12 protein-coding genes and 1 pseudogene are annotated in these 13,682 nt (G+C 71.3%); 10 read left to right on the top strand and 3 right to left on the bottom strand.

The window, feature by feature from the left end; genetic code table 11:
* The first annotated feature begins 158 nt into the window (after positions 1-158).
* On the top strand, positions 159-758 hold the full coding sequence (locus ACWGIG_RS28480; RefSeq protein WP_453324548.1) for a hypothetical protein: 600 nt from the start codon (positions 159-161) through the stop codon (positions 756-758).
* On the opposite strand, the pseudogene ACWGIG_RS28475 reads toward ACWGIG_RS28480, so the two are convergent.
* A pseudogene (locus ACWGIG_RS28475) lies at positions 751-1,125 on the bottom strand (DUF397 domain-containing protein); the annotation flags it as partial. The gene ACWGIG_RS28480 and the pseudogene ACWGIG_RS28475 sit on opposite strands and share 8 nt — an antisense overlap.
* A 285-nt stretch (positions 1,126-1,410) precedes the next feature.
* On the opposite strand from ACWGIG_RS28475, the gene ACWGIG_RS28470 reads away from it, so the two are divergent.
* Complete coding sequence (locus ACWGIG_RS28470) at positions 1,411-2,382, top strand: hypothetical protein (protein WP_453324547.1); 972 nt, start codon at positions 1,411-1,413, stop codon at positions 2,380-2,382.
* Positions 2,383-2,531: 149 nt separating this feature from the next.
* Here ACWGIG_RS28470 and ACWGIG_RS28465 read toward each other — a convergent pair whose 3' ends face one another.
* Entirely contained in the window at positions 2,532-3,752 is a 1,221-nt protein-coding gene (locus ACWGIG_RS28465; protein ID WP_453324546.1) for an amidohydrolase family protein, read from the bottom strand.
* Positions 3,753-3,923: 171 nt separating this feature from the next.
* On the opposite strand from ACWGIG_RS28465, the gene ACWGIG_RS28460 reads away from it, so the two are divergent.
* The 3 genes from ACWGIG_RS28460 (at position 3,924) to ACWGIG_RS28450 (ending at position 7,903) form a co-directional block, all read left to right on the top strand.
* Entirely contained in the window at positions 3,924-6,860 is a 2,937-nt protein-coding gene (locus ACWGIG_RS28460; RefSeq protein ID WP_453324545.1) for a BTAD domain-containing putative transcriptional regulator, read from the top strand.
* Positions 6,861-7,072: 212 nt separating this feature from the next.
* Positions 7,073-7,255: a hypothetical protein gene (locus tag ACWGIG_RS28455; protein ID WP_453324544.1), complete on the top strand. Its 183-nt coding sequence runs from the start codon at positions 7,073-7,075 to the stop codon at positions 7,253-7,255.
* Positions 7,256-7,501: 246 nt separating this feature from the next.
* Positions 7,502-7,903 (top strand): DUF6247 family protein, encoded by a 402-nt coding sequence (locus tag ACWGIG_RS28450; protein WP_453324543.1) that lies wholly within the window; start codon positions 7,502-7,504, stop codon positions 7,901-7,903.
* A 12-nt stretch (positions 7,904-7,915) separates the two neighbouring features.
* Here the strand turns inward: ACWGIG_RS28450 and ACWGIG_RS28445 are convergent, their stop codons facing one another.
* Positions 7,916-9,598 carry a FadD3 family acyl-CoA ligase gene (locus ACWGIG_RS28445; RefSeq protein ID WP_453324542.1) on the bottom strand — a complete coding sequence of 561 codons (1,683 nt, stop codon included), beginning with the start codon at positions 9,596-9,598 and terminating at the stop codon, positions 7,916-7,918.
* A gap of 98 nt (positions 9,599-9,696) precedes the next feature.
* Between ACWGIG_RS28445 and ACWGIG_RS28440 the strand changes: the two genes are divergently transcribed.
* The 5 genes from ACWGIG_RS28440 to ACWGIG_RS28420 all read left to right on the top strand — a co-directional run bounded on the left by ACWGIG_RS28440 (position 9,697) and on the right by ACWGIG_RS28420 (position 13,531).
* Positions 9,697-10,848, top strand: coding sequence for a lipid-transfer protein (locus tag ACWGIG_RS28440; protein ID WP_453324541.1), 1,152 nt, complete (start codon positions 9,697-9,699; stop codon positions 10,846-10,848).
* 8 nt (positions 10,849-10,856) lie between these two features.
* Positions 10,857-11,303 carry a Zn-ribbon domain-containing OB-fold protein gene (locus tag ACWGIG_RS28435; RefSeq protein ID WP_453324540.1) on the top strand — a complete coding sequence of 149 codons (447 nt, stop codon included), beginning with the start codon at positions 10,857-10,859 and terminating at the stop codon, positions 11,301-11,303.
* On the top strand, positions 11,300-12,079 hold the full coding sequence (locus ACWGIG_RS28430) for an enoyl-CoA hydratase/isomerase family protein (RefSeq protein ID WP_453324539.1): 780 nt from the start codon (positions 11,300-11,302) through the stop codon (positions 12,077-12,079). The genes ACWGIG_RS28435 and ACWGIG_RS28430 overlap by 4 nt, the downstream gene beginning before the upstream one ends.
* A 115-nt stretch (positions 12,080-12,194) precedes the next feature.
* Positions 12,195-13,169, top strand: coding sequence for a DUF1648 domain-containing protein (locus tag ACWGIG_RS28425; protein WP_453324538.1), 975 nt, complete (start codon positions 12,195-12,197; stop codon positions 13,167-13,169).
* Between the two features lie 2 nt (positions 13,170-13,171).
* Positions 13,172-13,531 (top strand): GntR family transcriptional regulator, encoded by a 360-nt coding sequence (locus ACWGIG_RS28420; protein ID WP_453324537.1) that lies wholly within the window; start codon positions 13,172-13,174, stop codon positions 13,529-13,531.
* Positions 13,532-13,682: the final 151 nt, after the last annotated feature.

Raw genomic sequence — 13,682 nt, 5'->3', positions numbered from 1 at the left:
CGGACAGCGCACGCCCCGCCCCCCGCGCCCCGCACACCCGGGGACCGACACCGCCGCGCGGCGGACACGGACCCCACCTGCGAACGACGCCCGAGGTCAAGGTCGTTGAAGACGATCAGGGGGTACCCGAAGTCCTCCCCAGATCGGAGCCCCTCCCCATGCTGACCAGGACCCTGCGCGCCACCGCCCTCCTCGCCGTCGTGGCCGCCGTCGCCGCACCCGTCGCCGTCGCGGCACCCACCGCCGTGCCCGCACCCACGATCGCCAAGCCCACCGTCACGGCCACCGCCGCACCCTCGCCGGGGACCACCGTCTCCTCCCTCAAGGGTGACGCGCGCATGGACTACCCCGTTGCGGACCAGGAGGTGCGGGTGTCCGTCGACGCCCGCGCCACGTACGGCGCGGGCAGCGTCCCGCAGCGCTCCCGGGGCACCTTCCGCATCTCGCACGCTCAGGACGGCAAGCTCTACTGGGGTGAGTTCAAGGTCGACTGCCTCCGCACCGGCGGCCCCACCGCCACCGTCACGGGCCGACTGGTCCGCACCAGCCCCGGCCACCCCTGGCTCACCGAGCTGGACCCGCACACCCGCATGGGCGTGAGCTTCCTCGTCCCGGAGAATCCGGAGAAGGGCGAGGCCCGGATCGGGCTCTCCGGGGCCACCAAGAAGGGTGCGCCGCCGCTCACCAAGTGCATGGCGCCTGCCGCCGACGCGAAGGTCGTGGACGGCGGGTACACCCTGCGCGACCGCGTCAACTGAGCGATCCCGCCTCGGCCCCGGAGCTCCGCTCGGTACTCAGCGACTGAAGTACCGGTATTCGTCCAGGAGTTTCAGCCCGGGAGCCAACAGGTTGCGCCTGCCCGAGCAGCGCGCTTCGTGCGGGAGTGCCCAGGCGTGCCAGCAGGTCGGGCAGCACAGGGACCGCGAGTGTTCGGGGTCGGGCATTGCGTGGCCGCCGCAGCGGGGGCACTCCTGCACAGCGTCTCCTACGACGAAGGCCGAATTCACCCAGCTTGGCACCGCTCAGGAAGTCGGTCCATTCGGTCTCCGTGAACTCGACAGTCCTCCCTGTCCGGGAGTTGCGGACCGCCACCTTGCCCGGAACGTTCGTCGCCACCTCGACACACCGGCGGTCATTGGGGTGCGCGGGCCCCGGCCGCCCCGGTGAGCACTACTTCCGGCCCGTGGGCGACGAGACCCTGTGCACACCGTGCCGTCGGGACCGGCCAGAGCTCGCCGCACACATTCAGGCGGACCGGGGTGGCGACTGGGCGCCGGGCGGGGCGAGCACGACCGCATCACCGTCACCCTTCTGACACCCGAATCGTCCCCACGTACGACAATTCATCCATGCGGTAGGCATATGTCGAAAGCAATACCAAGCAGCCTTCCGCTCCCTACCGTGGCACCCATGGTCACCACCCCACACGAGGCCTCGCACCGGATCTTCCAGGAGAGGCCGGAACTGCTTGCCCCGATCTTCCGACTGCTGGGCGCGGACGTGCCCGAGAAGGCGTCCGTCGAGGTCCTCACCCCGGACGCCACCGAGATCCGGGTGCTGGAGCGCCGCGTGGACAGCGTCCTGCGGGTAGATCCCTGCGATGCTCCGCCCTTCCTCCTGGCCATCGAAGCACAGGGCCGCCGAGACCCGGAAAAGGAACGGAGCTGGCGTTACTACCTCGGCTACCTGGAGTCGAAGTTCTGCATCCCTGCCCTGCTGCTGGTGGTCTGCCGTGACCGCGCCACTGCGGCGTGGGCAGCGGGCCCCTTCACCTGCACCGCCCAGGGCTGGCCCGCCCTCACCGTCCGCCCCATGGCCCTGGGCCCGGACAACGTCCCCGTTGTCACCGACCCCCAGGAGGCCGCCCGGGACCTGACCATGGCGACCTTCTCCGCCATGACGCATGGCAGCGAACCGCAAGCCCCGGCCATACTGGAAGCACTCGCACGCGCCCTCGGGACCGTCGACCCCACGTCCCGCGACTACTACGCAGAGCTACTCGAAATCGGCCTGGGAGACACCCCGGCCCGCGCCACCTGGAGGAACCTGATGGCCGTAGGAACCTTTTTCCCGGGCCGAGGCACCTTGATCGAGGAGAAGTACCTCGAAGGTAAGGCCGTCGGCCAAGCCGAAGGGAAAGCCGAGGGGAAGGCCGAAGGAAAGGCCGAAGGAAAGGCTCAGTCGATTCTTCAGCTGCTGGAAGGACGCGGGGTTTCCGTCCCGCAACCCGTTGCGGAGCGAGTCATGGCCTGTGGCGACCTCGACACCCTGAAGCACTGGTTCACCCGCGCCATCACCGCCACCACCGCGGAGGAACTCTTCGAGGGCGAGGACACGGGCGGGGCAGATACCCCTGGGGCCGACGGCTCTCCTCGGCAGTAAGCCTGACCGGGAGGACCGGCAGCGCCCTGCCCGTTCTCCCGGACGGGAAGGGCGGGCCCTGCTCGCCCCGCGCCTCCACCCCTCCCGAAAAATGTCTCACTTACACGAGCAAGTGAGACATTGTTTCCGCGCCCCCTCCGCCCCCGCCGCTATTTCCCGGGCCACAGCCCGTCCGCCGTCAGGCCGAGCAGCTCGATCGCGTTGCCCCGTACGATCCGGTCCACGACGGCCGGCTCCAGGTGGCCCATCTGGGATTCGCCGACCTCCTTGGACTTGGGCCAGGTGGAGTCCGAGTGCGGGTAGTCGGTCTCGTAGAGGACGTTCCCGACGCCGATCGAGTCCAGGTTCTTCAGGCCGAACGCGTCGTCGAAGAAGCAGCCGTAGACGTGCTGCGTGAAGAGTTCCGAGGGCGGGCGCAGGACCTTGTCGGCGACTCCGCCCCAGCCGCGGTTCTCCTCCCAGACGACATCGGCGCGTTCCAGGATGTACGGGATCCAGCCGATCTGGCCCTCCGCGTACATGATCCTGAGGTTCGGGAAGCGCTCGAACTTGCCGCTCATCAGCCAGTCGACCATCGAGAAGCAGCAGTTGGCGAAGGTGATGGTCGAGCCGACGGCGGGCGGGGCGTCCGCGGACGTCGACGGCATCTTCGAGGACGAGCCGATGTGCATCGCGACGACCGTCCCCGTCTCGTCGCACGCGCGCAGGAAGGGGTCCCAGTAGTCCGTGTGGATCGAGGGGAGGCCCAGGTGCGGGGGGATCTCGGAGAAGGCGACGGCACGGACGCCGCGCGCGGCGTTGCGGCGTACCTCGGCGGCGGCCAGGTCCGCGTCCCAGAGCGGGACGAGGGTGAGGGGGATGAGGCGGCCGTGGGCGGCCGGCCCGCACCATTCGTCGACCATCCAGTCGTTGTACGCGCGCACGCCCAGCAGGCCGAGTTCGCGGTCGGTGGCCTCGGTGAAGGTCTGGCCGCAGAAGCGCGGGAAGGTCGGGAAGCAGAGGGCCGACTGCACGTGGTTGACGTCCATGTCGGCGAGGCGGTCCGGGACGGAGAACGAACCCGGGCGCATCTCCTCGTACGTGATGACTTCGAGCTTGATCTCGTCCCGGTCGTAGCCGACCGCCGTGTCGAGGCGGGTGAGGGGCCGGTGCAGGTCCTCGTACACCCACCAGTCGCCTATCGGCCCCTCGTCGCCCTTCTCGCCCATCACCGGGGCGAACTTTCCCCCCAGGAAGGTCATTTCCTTCAGGGGTGCGCGCACGATGCGCGGGCCGATGTCGCGGTACTTCTTCGGGAGCCGGTCCTGCCAGACGCCGGGGGGCTCCACCGTGTGGTCGTCCACCGAGATGATCTTCGGGAAGCTGTCCATGACCGTCACCGTACCGCCGATCTGACGATCCGTCAGGTGGGTGCGACCGCAGTTTCTGCTCGCATCCTTGAGGTTCCTCTGAGGTTTCCGTACTGACGCACTCGCCATGGACAGGGCAAACTGACACTTGCCATACGGGGTGCTACGGGAAGTAACGGCAGGGGGATTGCAATGGACGGCATACCGGGCGAGGCGCCGGACGGCGCCCCCGACGCGTCCGAGCTGCGCTTCAGCCTGCTCGGACCGGTCCGCGCCTGGCGCGGCGGCGAGCCCGTGCCCGCGGGATCCCCGCAGCAACGGGCCCTGCTCGCCCTGCTCCTGCTGCGCGACGGACGCACCGCCACCGCCGCCGAACTCATCGACGGCATCTGGGGCGAGGAGCCGCCGTCGCAGGCGCTGGCCGCGCTGCGCACGTACGCCTCCCGGCTGCGCAAGGCGCTCGGCGCGGACGTCCTGGTCAGCCTGGCGGGCGGGTACGCGATACGGCCGGCGGACGGGGCTCTTGACCTGGCGGTGGCACAGGATCTGGCGGCGGAAGCCGACAAGGCCCGCGCCGCCGGAGAGCGTTGCGAGGCGCGGGCGCTGCTCACCAAGGCGCTCGGGCTCTGGGACGGCGAGGTACTGGCCTCCGTACCGGGTCCTTACGCGGAGTCGCAGCGGGCCCGGCTGGAGGAGTGGCGCCTCCAGCTCACGGAGACCCGCCTGGACCTGGACCTGGAGGTGGGCTGCCACGCGGAAGCGGTCTCGGAGCTCACCGCCCTCACGGCGGCCCACCCCCTCCGCGAACGGCTGCGTGAGCTCCTGATGCTCGCCCTCTACCGCTGCGGGCGGCAGGCGGAGGCGCTCGCCGTGTACGCGGACACCCGGCGGATGCTCGCCGACGAGCTGGGCGTGGACCCGCGCCCGGAACTCTCCCGCCTCCAGCAGCGCATCCTGGAGGCGGACGAGGAGCTGGCCCGCCCGGTCGAAACCCCGGCCACGGCCACCCCCGCGGTGATCCGCCCCGCCCAGCTCCCGGCCTCCGTCCCGGACTTCACCGGCCGCGCCTCCTTCGTACGCGAACTGGGCGACCGCCTCGCCCGCGCCGAATCGAGCGTCATGGCGGTCTCCGCACTCGCCGGAATCGGCGGCGTCGGCAAAACCACCCTCGCCGTCCACGTCGCACACGCCGCCCGCCCGCACTTCCCGGACGGCCAGTTGTACGTGGACCTCCAGGGCGCGGGCTCCCGCGCGGCCGAACCGGAGACGGTCCTCGGCGCCTTCCTCCGCGCCCTGGGCACCCCGGACACGGCGATCCCGGACTCCCTCGACGAGCGCGCCGCCCTCTACCGCTCCACCCTCGACGGCCGCCGGGTCCTCGTACTCCTCGACAACGCACGGGACGCGTCGCAGGTCAGGCCGCTCCTGCCGGGTACCCCTGGCTGCGCGGCCCTCCTCACCGCCCGCACCCGCATGGTGGACCTGGCGGGCGCCCACCTCATCGACCTCGACGTCATGTCCCCCGACGAGGCCCTCCAGCTCTTCACCCGCATCGTCGGCGAGGAGCGGGTGGCCGCCGAGCGCGAAGCCTCCCTCGACGTGGTCGGCGCCTGCGGCTTCCTCCCCCTGGCGATCCGCATCGCGGCGGCCCGCCTCGCCGCCCGCCGCACCTGGACCGTGTCCGTACTGGCCGCCAAACTCGCCGACGAACGCCGCCGCCTCGACGAACTCCAGGCCGGCGACCTCGCCGTCAAAGCCACCTTCGAACTGGGCTACGGCCAACTGGAACCCTCCCAGGCCCGCGCCTTCCGCCTGCTCGGCCTCGCGGACGGCCCCGACATGTCGCTGGCCGCCGCGGCGGCGGTCCTGGACCTGCCCCTCTACGACGCGGAGGACGTACTGGAGTCCCTCGTCGACACCTCCCTCCTGGAATCGGCATCCCCGGGCCGCTACCGCTTCCACGACCTCGTACGGCTCTACGCGCGTGCATGCGCGGAACGGGACGAGGAGCCGGCGGTGGGTCGGGAGCGGGCGCTGTCGCGGCTGCTGGACTTCTATCTGGCGACGGCGGCGGGGGTCTACGCGATCGAACGGCCGGGGGACCGGCTGGTGGATCACCTGGAACCGGTCGGGCGGAGCGGCCTGGCGTTCATCGAGCGCCACGACGCTCAGGACTGGCTGTACCGGGAGGCGGGCCCGCTGCTGGCCTGCGTACGGCAGTCGACGGGGGCGGGGACCGTACGCCGGGCGGTGGACCTGCTGTGGGCAGCGCTGGACCTGGGCGAATCAGGGGCCAATGCGCGGGAGTACGAGTCGACGGCACGAGCGGTGCGGGAGGCGGCGCGAGCCAACGGGGACGAACGGGCCGAGGGACGGGCCCTGTTGACCCTGGCCGACGTACACCACACCTCGGGCCGCTTCGAGCAGGCCGAGCAGGAAGCCGAACAGGTCATGCGGTTGGCCACCGCGGCGGAGGATCCGCTGCCCACCTGCTGGGCACCCAATGCGCGCGGCATCATGGCGCTGTACCAGAACCGGCACTCGGACGGCGAGACCCACCTCACTCTGGCCATCGCCAACTTCCGCAGCATCGGCGACCGCCCCGGCGAAGCCAGCGCCCTGTGCAACCTCTCCCGCATCCATCTCGCGACGGGCCGCACCGCCGGCGCGGTTTCCCTGGCTCAGCAGGGATTGGACATCTACGACGGCATGGGGAACACCCTGCGCGGGGCGAACGCGCGGTACGCCCTCGGTCTGGCACTCACCCAGAGCGGTCAGTACGAAACGGCGCAGACTCGCCTCGCGGAAGCCTTGGAGGTGTTCCGCGACAGCCGCCAACGACTCTGGGAGGGCATGGCCCTCTTCCGCTTGGCCGAGGTCAACCTGGCAGCACAGCGCCCTGCTCAGGCAGCGACACAAGCGGAACAGGCCCTGAACGTACTGCGGGGTATCGGCGGAGAATGGCGGCGCGGCAACGTCCTCACCACACTGGGCAACGCCCTCGACGCGGTGGCCCAACCCGGCCGCGCCCAGGTGTGCTGGACCGAGGCACTGGCCATCTTCGAAGCGACGAACTCTCCCGAAGCCGCAGCGGTACGCAGGATGATCGCCCTCAGGTCAGCCGTCTAGGGCAGGACCGGCCCAGGCGTTCATCGTTCGTTTATCACCGACTGGCACGCTCATTCTCATCGGATCCGTCGCGTCGGGGGGCAGGCGGGCCGAGCGCACGGGCCCGCACTATCGTGAACGGCCCTGAGGAGCCCGCCCCGTCGTCCATCGGGGGAACAACGGGACGGGCTCCGCCCACCTGCCAAGCACGGACTCAACGGGAGAAGACCACCATGAGCGACGCCAAGAAGACCGAGACCGACGTCAAGCCGCTCGACATGCATGCCACGTCGGAGCCCGCCAAGACAGAGGACATGCACGCCACGTCGGAACCGGTCAAGGCCAAGGACATGCACGCCACGTCGGAGCCGGCCAAGACCGACGACATGCACGCCACCTCGGAACCGGCCAAGTAGACCTTCCTGCACGGGGGCATCGGCCGCGGCGGCGCGGAGGGGGAGCCGTCGCGGCCGACGCATTTCCGGGGCGGTGCACGCCGCCCCATACACGTGTCACGTACACCTACGGCACCGCGCAACCCGCACCCCCGTTCCGCCCTCCTCCCGTACGAGATCCGCAGGACCAGCGATCCGGTCGAAACCCCAGGCCACGCGCCCGGTGCAGCCGGACCACGCAGCCCGCAAGGCCCCGGAAGGACCGGAATGACCGCCCAGCGCAACGCCGCCGCGACCACACCCGCCGCCCCCGGCAGCGAGCCCGCCGACGGCCGCACCCCGCTCGCTCCCCGGCCCGACCGCACCACCGCGGGCCTGCGCTCCGCCCTCGTCCGCCTCGCTCCGCACCAGCTCCCGGACATGGAGCGCCAGATGGAGGAGGCCCTCAACCTCGCGGCCCGTTCCGGCACCCTCGCCCCGCTGACCCAGTTCCTGGACAGCTGGGCGGTCACGGTGGAAATCATCCGTGTCCCGGAAACGGCGGCCCGCCTGCGCGAAGCGGAGTACACGGTCCGCACGGCCCCCGGCGACGCCCCGTCCTGGCGCACGGCCATGAACGAGATCCGCGACCTCCGCGCAGCCGCGTGGAACGCCCTCGCGGCGCGCTGAAGCCCCGCCCCGTCACCCGGCGTCCCGCTCCCGCTCCCGCCCTCGCAGCTCCCCCTTCACCACCTTGCCGCTTGCGTTGCGCGGCAGGGCGGAGACGAATTCGACGGCCCTGGGGACCTTGTAGTTCGCCATTTCGCGGCGGGACCAGGCGATCACGTCGTCGGCGGTGAGGGTCTCGGACGCGTGCGGGCGGCGGACCACGTACGCCTTGCCCACCTCGCCCAGGCGGGGGTCCGGGATGCCGATGACCGCGACGTCCGCTATGTCCGGGTGCAGGCCGAGGAGTTGCTCGATCTCGGCGGGGTACGCGTTGAAGCCGCCGACGATGAACATGTCCTTGATGCGGTCGGTGATGCGGAGGTTGCCGGTCTCGTCGAGGACCCCGACGTCTCCCGTCCGGAGCCAGCCGTCCTCCGTGATCGCCACGTCCGTGCCGGCCGGGTCCTCGAAGTAGCCCTGCATGACGTTGAAGCCCCTGACCAGGACCTCTCCCGGGATGCCCGGCGGGGCTTCGACCCGTACCTCCGTACCGGGGATCGCCCGGCCGGAGGTGGCCGCGATGACGTCGGGGGCGTCGCCGCGGCGGCACATCGTGACGATCCCGGACGCTTCGGAGAGGCCGTAGGCGGTGAGGACGGTGGCGATGTGGAGTTCGCTGCGGAGGCGTTCGACGAGCTGGAGGGGGACGACTGCGGCGCCCGTGACGACCAGGCGGAGGGCGGAAAGGTCGTGGGACCCGCGGGCGGGGTGGTCCAGCAGGGACTGGTGGAGGGTCGGGGGGCCGGGGAGGACCGAGATGCGTTCGGCGGCGATGTTGGCGAGGACGGTGTCCACGTTGAAGACGGGTTGCGGGACCATCGTGGCGCCCCGGGTGAGGCAGGCGATGATGCCGGCCTTGTAGCCGAAGGTGTGGAAGAAGGGGTTCACGATCAGGTAGCGGTCGCCTTCGCGGAGACCGGCCAGCTCGGCCCAGATGTCGTAGGCGCGGAGGGTCTGGGCGTGGGTGATCACCGCACCCTTGGGGCGGCCGGTGGTGCCCGAGGTGTAGATGATGTCGGAGGGGTCCGAGGGGGATATCGCTGACGCTCGCTCGTGGACTGCGGCGCTGCTCACCGACTCTCCCGCCGCCAGGAAGTCCTTCCAGGTCAGGAAGTCGGACGGGGCCGCGTCGTCGGCCAGGACGACCACGTCGGTGAGGTGCGGGAGGGCGGGGAGCGGGGCGTCCCCCGGGCCGTCGGACCGGCCGCCTCCCGGTCCGACGGCCGTCGCCCGCCGCAGCGACGCCACGTACGACGTACCGAGGAACGTGCCCGTGATGAAGAGCAGTTTCGTACGGGACCGGCGCAGGACGTATGCCGCTTCCGTGCCCTTGAAGCGGGTGTTGAGGGGGACCAGGACCGCGCCCGCCGTCACCGCGCCGAGGGCGGACACGATCCAGTCGAGGGTGTTGGGGGCCCAGACCGCCACCCGGTCGCCGCGCTCGACACCCCGGGCGAGGCAGGCCGCCGCCGCGCGTTCGACGCGCTCGCCGAGTTCCGCGTACGAGAGGCGGGTGCGGCCCTCGACCACCGCTTCCCGCTCCCCGTACCGGCTCGCGGCATGCCGCACCAGCTCCGGGACGGTGTTCCACCGAGCGTGCCGCCCGGCGTCGAACCGTGCGCCGAACCCTGCGTCGCCTTGTGCGTCGAACTGCATCGCAAGCCCTCCCACACCACTAGCTGACTAACCGTCAGATTAGCTGTAGCCTGACGCGCTGTCAGCAGTCAGGACCGTTGCGGAGGTGGCCGGGAAGCATGCCAGCAGCACTCAAGGACGCGACTGCGATAGTCGGAATCGGGCAGACCGCCTTTGCGAAACAACTCCCGGAGAGTGAGAAGGAGTTGGCCTGTCGGGCCATCCTCGCCGCGCTCGACGACGCGGGCATCGACCCCGCCGAGGTGGACGGCCTCGCCTCTTACACGATGGAGGAGACCGACGAGGTCGAGGTCGCGAAGGCCGTCGGCGCCGGGGACCTCACCTTCTTCTCCAAGGTCGGCTTCGGGGGCGGCGGTTCGTGCGCGACCGTCGCCCATCTGGCGTCGGCGATCGCGACCGGGCAGGCGAACGTCGGCGTCGCATGGCGCTCCCGCAAGCGCGGGAGCGGGCCAAGGCCTTGGAAGAACACGGCGGTTCAGCTTCCCACCCCCGCCCAGTGGACCCGCCCCTTCGGCCTGCTCCGCCCCGCCGACGAGATCGGCATGCTCGCCCGCCGCTACCTGCACGAGTACGGCGCGACCCGCGACCACCTCTTCAACGTCGCCCTCGCCTGCCGCAACCGGGCCAACCAGAATCCGGCGGCCATGATGTACGAACGACCGCTGACCCGCGACATGTACATGACCTCGCGCTGGATCAGCGAGCCGCTCTGCCTCTTCGACAACTGCCTGGAGACGGACGGGGCGTTGGCGTGCGTGATCGTGTCCGCCGAGCGGGCCCGGGACTGCCGCAGGAAGCCGGTGTACGTGCACTCCGCCGCCCAGGGCCTGCCCGCCCAGCACCACGGCATGGTCAACTACTGGAACGACGACCCCCTGACAGGACCGGCCTGGACCGCCGCCCGACACCTGTGGAAACAGGCCGACTTCGGGCCGCAGGACGTCGACGTGGCACAGATCTACGACGCCTTCACCCCGCTCATTCCGCTCTCCCTGGAGGGGTACGGGTTCTGCGGGCGCGGCGAAGGCGCCGCGTTCACCGAGGGCGGGGCGCTGGAGAGCGGCGGCAGACTGCCGATCAACACCGGGGGCGGCGGGCTGAGCGAGGCGTACGTCCACGGCTTCAACCTCATCAACGAGGGCGTGAAGCAACTGCGCGGCACCAGCACCTCCCAGGTCCCGGACGCGGCCACCTGCCTGGTCACGGCGGGCGAGGGCGTCCCCACTTCCGCTCTGCTGCTGAGGAGTTGATCCCTGCGATGACCACTTCCGACGACCTCCTCTCCCCCGTCGTGGACGACGACGGCGCCCCCTTCTGGGAGTACGCCGCGCGCGGCGAGCTGCGCGTGCAGGCCTGTGCCGACTGCGGCGAGCTGCGCTTCCCGCCCCGGCCGTGCTGCCCGCACTGCCACTCCTTCGCCTCCGAGTGGCGGCTGATGAGCGGGAAGGGCGTGCTGTGGTCGTACGTCCTGCCCCACCCGCCCCTGCTTCCCGCCTACGCCGCCCAGGCCCCGTACAACGCGGTGATCGTGGAACTGACGGACGCACCGCGCATCCGGCTCGTCGGGAACGTGGTCGCGTCGGCCGGTGCCGCGCTGGACTCCGTCGACCCGGGACGGCTGCGGATCGGGGCGAAGGTGCAGGTCGCGTTCACGGAACTGCCGGACGGGACGACCGTGCCGCGCTGGCTGCTGGAGCGGCCGTGAGCGTACGGGTGGAGCGTGACGAGAAGACCGGCGTCGCGGTCGTCACGCTCGACCGGCCGGAGCGGCTCAACGCCATCGACCTGGCCACGGCCGCCCAACTGGCGGACGTCTGGCGGGACTTCCGGTTCGACGACGCCGTGCGCGCGATCGTCCTGACCGGTGCGGGCGCGAAGGCGTTCTGCACCGGCATCGACCGCGCCACGGACGTACCGCAGCCGTCCTCCCCGTACTCGACCGACGATCCGCTCCTCACCGTCGGCCCGAAGGCGAACGACCTGTGGAAGCCGGTGATCGCGGCGGTGCGCGGCATGGCATGCGGCGGGGCGTTCTACCTGCTGGGCGAGGCGGAGTTCGTGGTGGCGGGCGAGGGCGCGACCTTCTTCGACCCGCACACGACGTACGGCATGGTCAGCGCCTACGAAACGGCGCTGCTGGCGCAGCGGATGCCGTACGGGGAGGTGGCGCGGATGGCGCTGCTGGGGACGGCCGAGCGGATGTCGGCGCGAAGGGCGTACGAGGTCGGGCTCGTGTCGGAAGTGACGCCGGACGGCGAGGAGCTGGAGGGGGCGCTGCGCTCGGCAGAGGTGATCGCCCGGTCTCCCGCGGAGGCGGTGCAGGGCACCGTGCGGGCGGTGTGGGCGACGAAGGAGGCGGCGCGGGGCCAGGCGTACGCGCAGGCTCCGCACCTGATCGCGCTGGGGAATCTGCCGGCGGGGCGGCAGGCGGAGCTGTTCGGGGAGCGGGGGAAGCGGGGGGCCGAGTTCCGGATCCGGTGAGCCCGGGCCCGGATCCACCGGGCGAGGGCCATCGCGAAGTTGTTCGCATTGGAGGGGAACTAATCCCTCTCCATCTCCAGTTGTTCTAGTAGTATGCAAACAACTGGAGGTAGCCATGACCCTGCACATGACCCCCGCCCGACTGCGCCTGGTCGCACTGACCGTCGCGCCCTTCGCCCTGGCCCTGCTCGTCAGCCTGGCCACGTTCCTGATCTCCCGCGACGACCTTCCCGACCCCCTGGCCGGCCGATTCGACCTGTCGGGGAAGCCGACCTCCTACCTCGGCAGCACCGCGGCCGTCGTCGGCTGCATCCTGCTCTTCACCCTGCTGGCCGCGGCCTGGGCCTTCACCGTCCACAAGGGACAGCTCTCGGCCCGGGGGGTGCGCGGCGTGCTGGCCGGTGGCTGGGGCATGGCGGGCCTGCTCGGGCACCTGATGTCGGTGAGTACGCTCGCCAACCGCGGCGTGAGTGACGGCTCCGACGTCCGCATGCCCATGTGGCACCTCGCGGCGGCGGTCGGCGTCGCGCTCGCCGCGGCAGCGGTGGGCCTGCTGCTCGCCCGTACGGTGCCCCAGCAGGCGACCACGACCGCCCGCAACCACGAGACCGGCCGGATCGACCTCGCCCGGGGAGAGGTGGCGAGCTGGTCGCACCGCCTCGGCTCCGGGGTGCCGCTGCTGGTGGCGGTCGTCGTCCTGGCCGGGAGCGTGGCCTGCGCCTTCGTGGGGCAGTGGTACGCGTCCGGGCCGCTGCTCGGCCTCGGCCTGCTGATCCTGGGGTTCGCGTCGGCGCACGTCATGGTGGACCGCCGCGGGCTCACGGTCGCACCTTCGCTGCTGCCGTGGCCCTCCCTGCGCATCCCGCTCAAGGAGGTGCAGGAGGTGCACAGCCGCGAGATCAATCCGGTCGCGGACTACGGCGGCTGGGGCTACCGCGTGCGCAGCAACCGCACCGGGCTCATACTGCGCTCCGGCGAAGCCATCGTCGTACGGCGGGGGAACGGCAGGGAGTTCGCGGTCACCGTGGGAGACTCCGCAACCGGAGCCGCGCTCCTGGCCACCCTGATCGATCGCCGAGAAAGCCGCTGACCATGCTGTTCAAACTGGACCCCGCCTCCTCCGTACCCCTCGGCGACCAGATCGCTTCCTCGGTCCGCGGCGCCATCGCCGACGGCACGGTGGAACCGGGCGAGCGCCTGCCCGCCGCCCGCGTCCTGGCCGACTCGCTCGGCATCAACGTCCACACGGTGCTGCGCGGCTACCAGCGCCTGCGCGAGGAGGGCCTGATCGAGCTGCGCCGGGGCCGGGGCGCGGTGGTGGTCGATGCCCCGGTGTCGCCGGGGCGGGCCAGGATCCTGGAGCGGATCGGCGAACTGGTGGAGGAGGCAAGGAAGTTGGGGATGCCGGAGGAGGACCTGCTGGATCTGGTCCGGGCCAACCTGGCGGGCTGAGGGCCGGTCGCGCGCCGACGACGGTGCGCGCGCGGACGCCAGGGCGCACGGACGACAGCGCGCACGGACGACAGTGCGCGCGGACGACAGCGCGCACGGACGACAGTCCGCGGGCGACAGTGCGCGGACGACGCAGGGCCCGGCCGTATCG

Source organism: Streptomyces sp. NPDC054863 (assembly GCF_053610825.1).
This window is presented reverse-complemented; position numbering and strand designations above follow the sequence as displayed.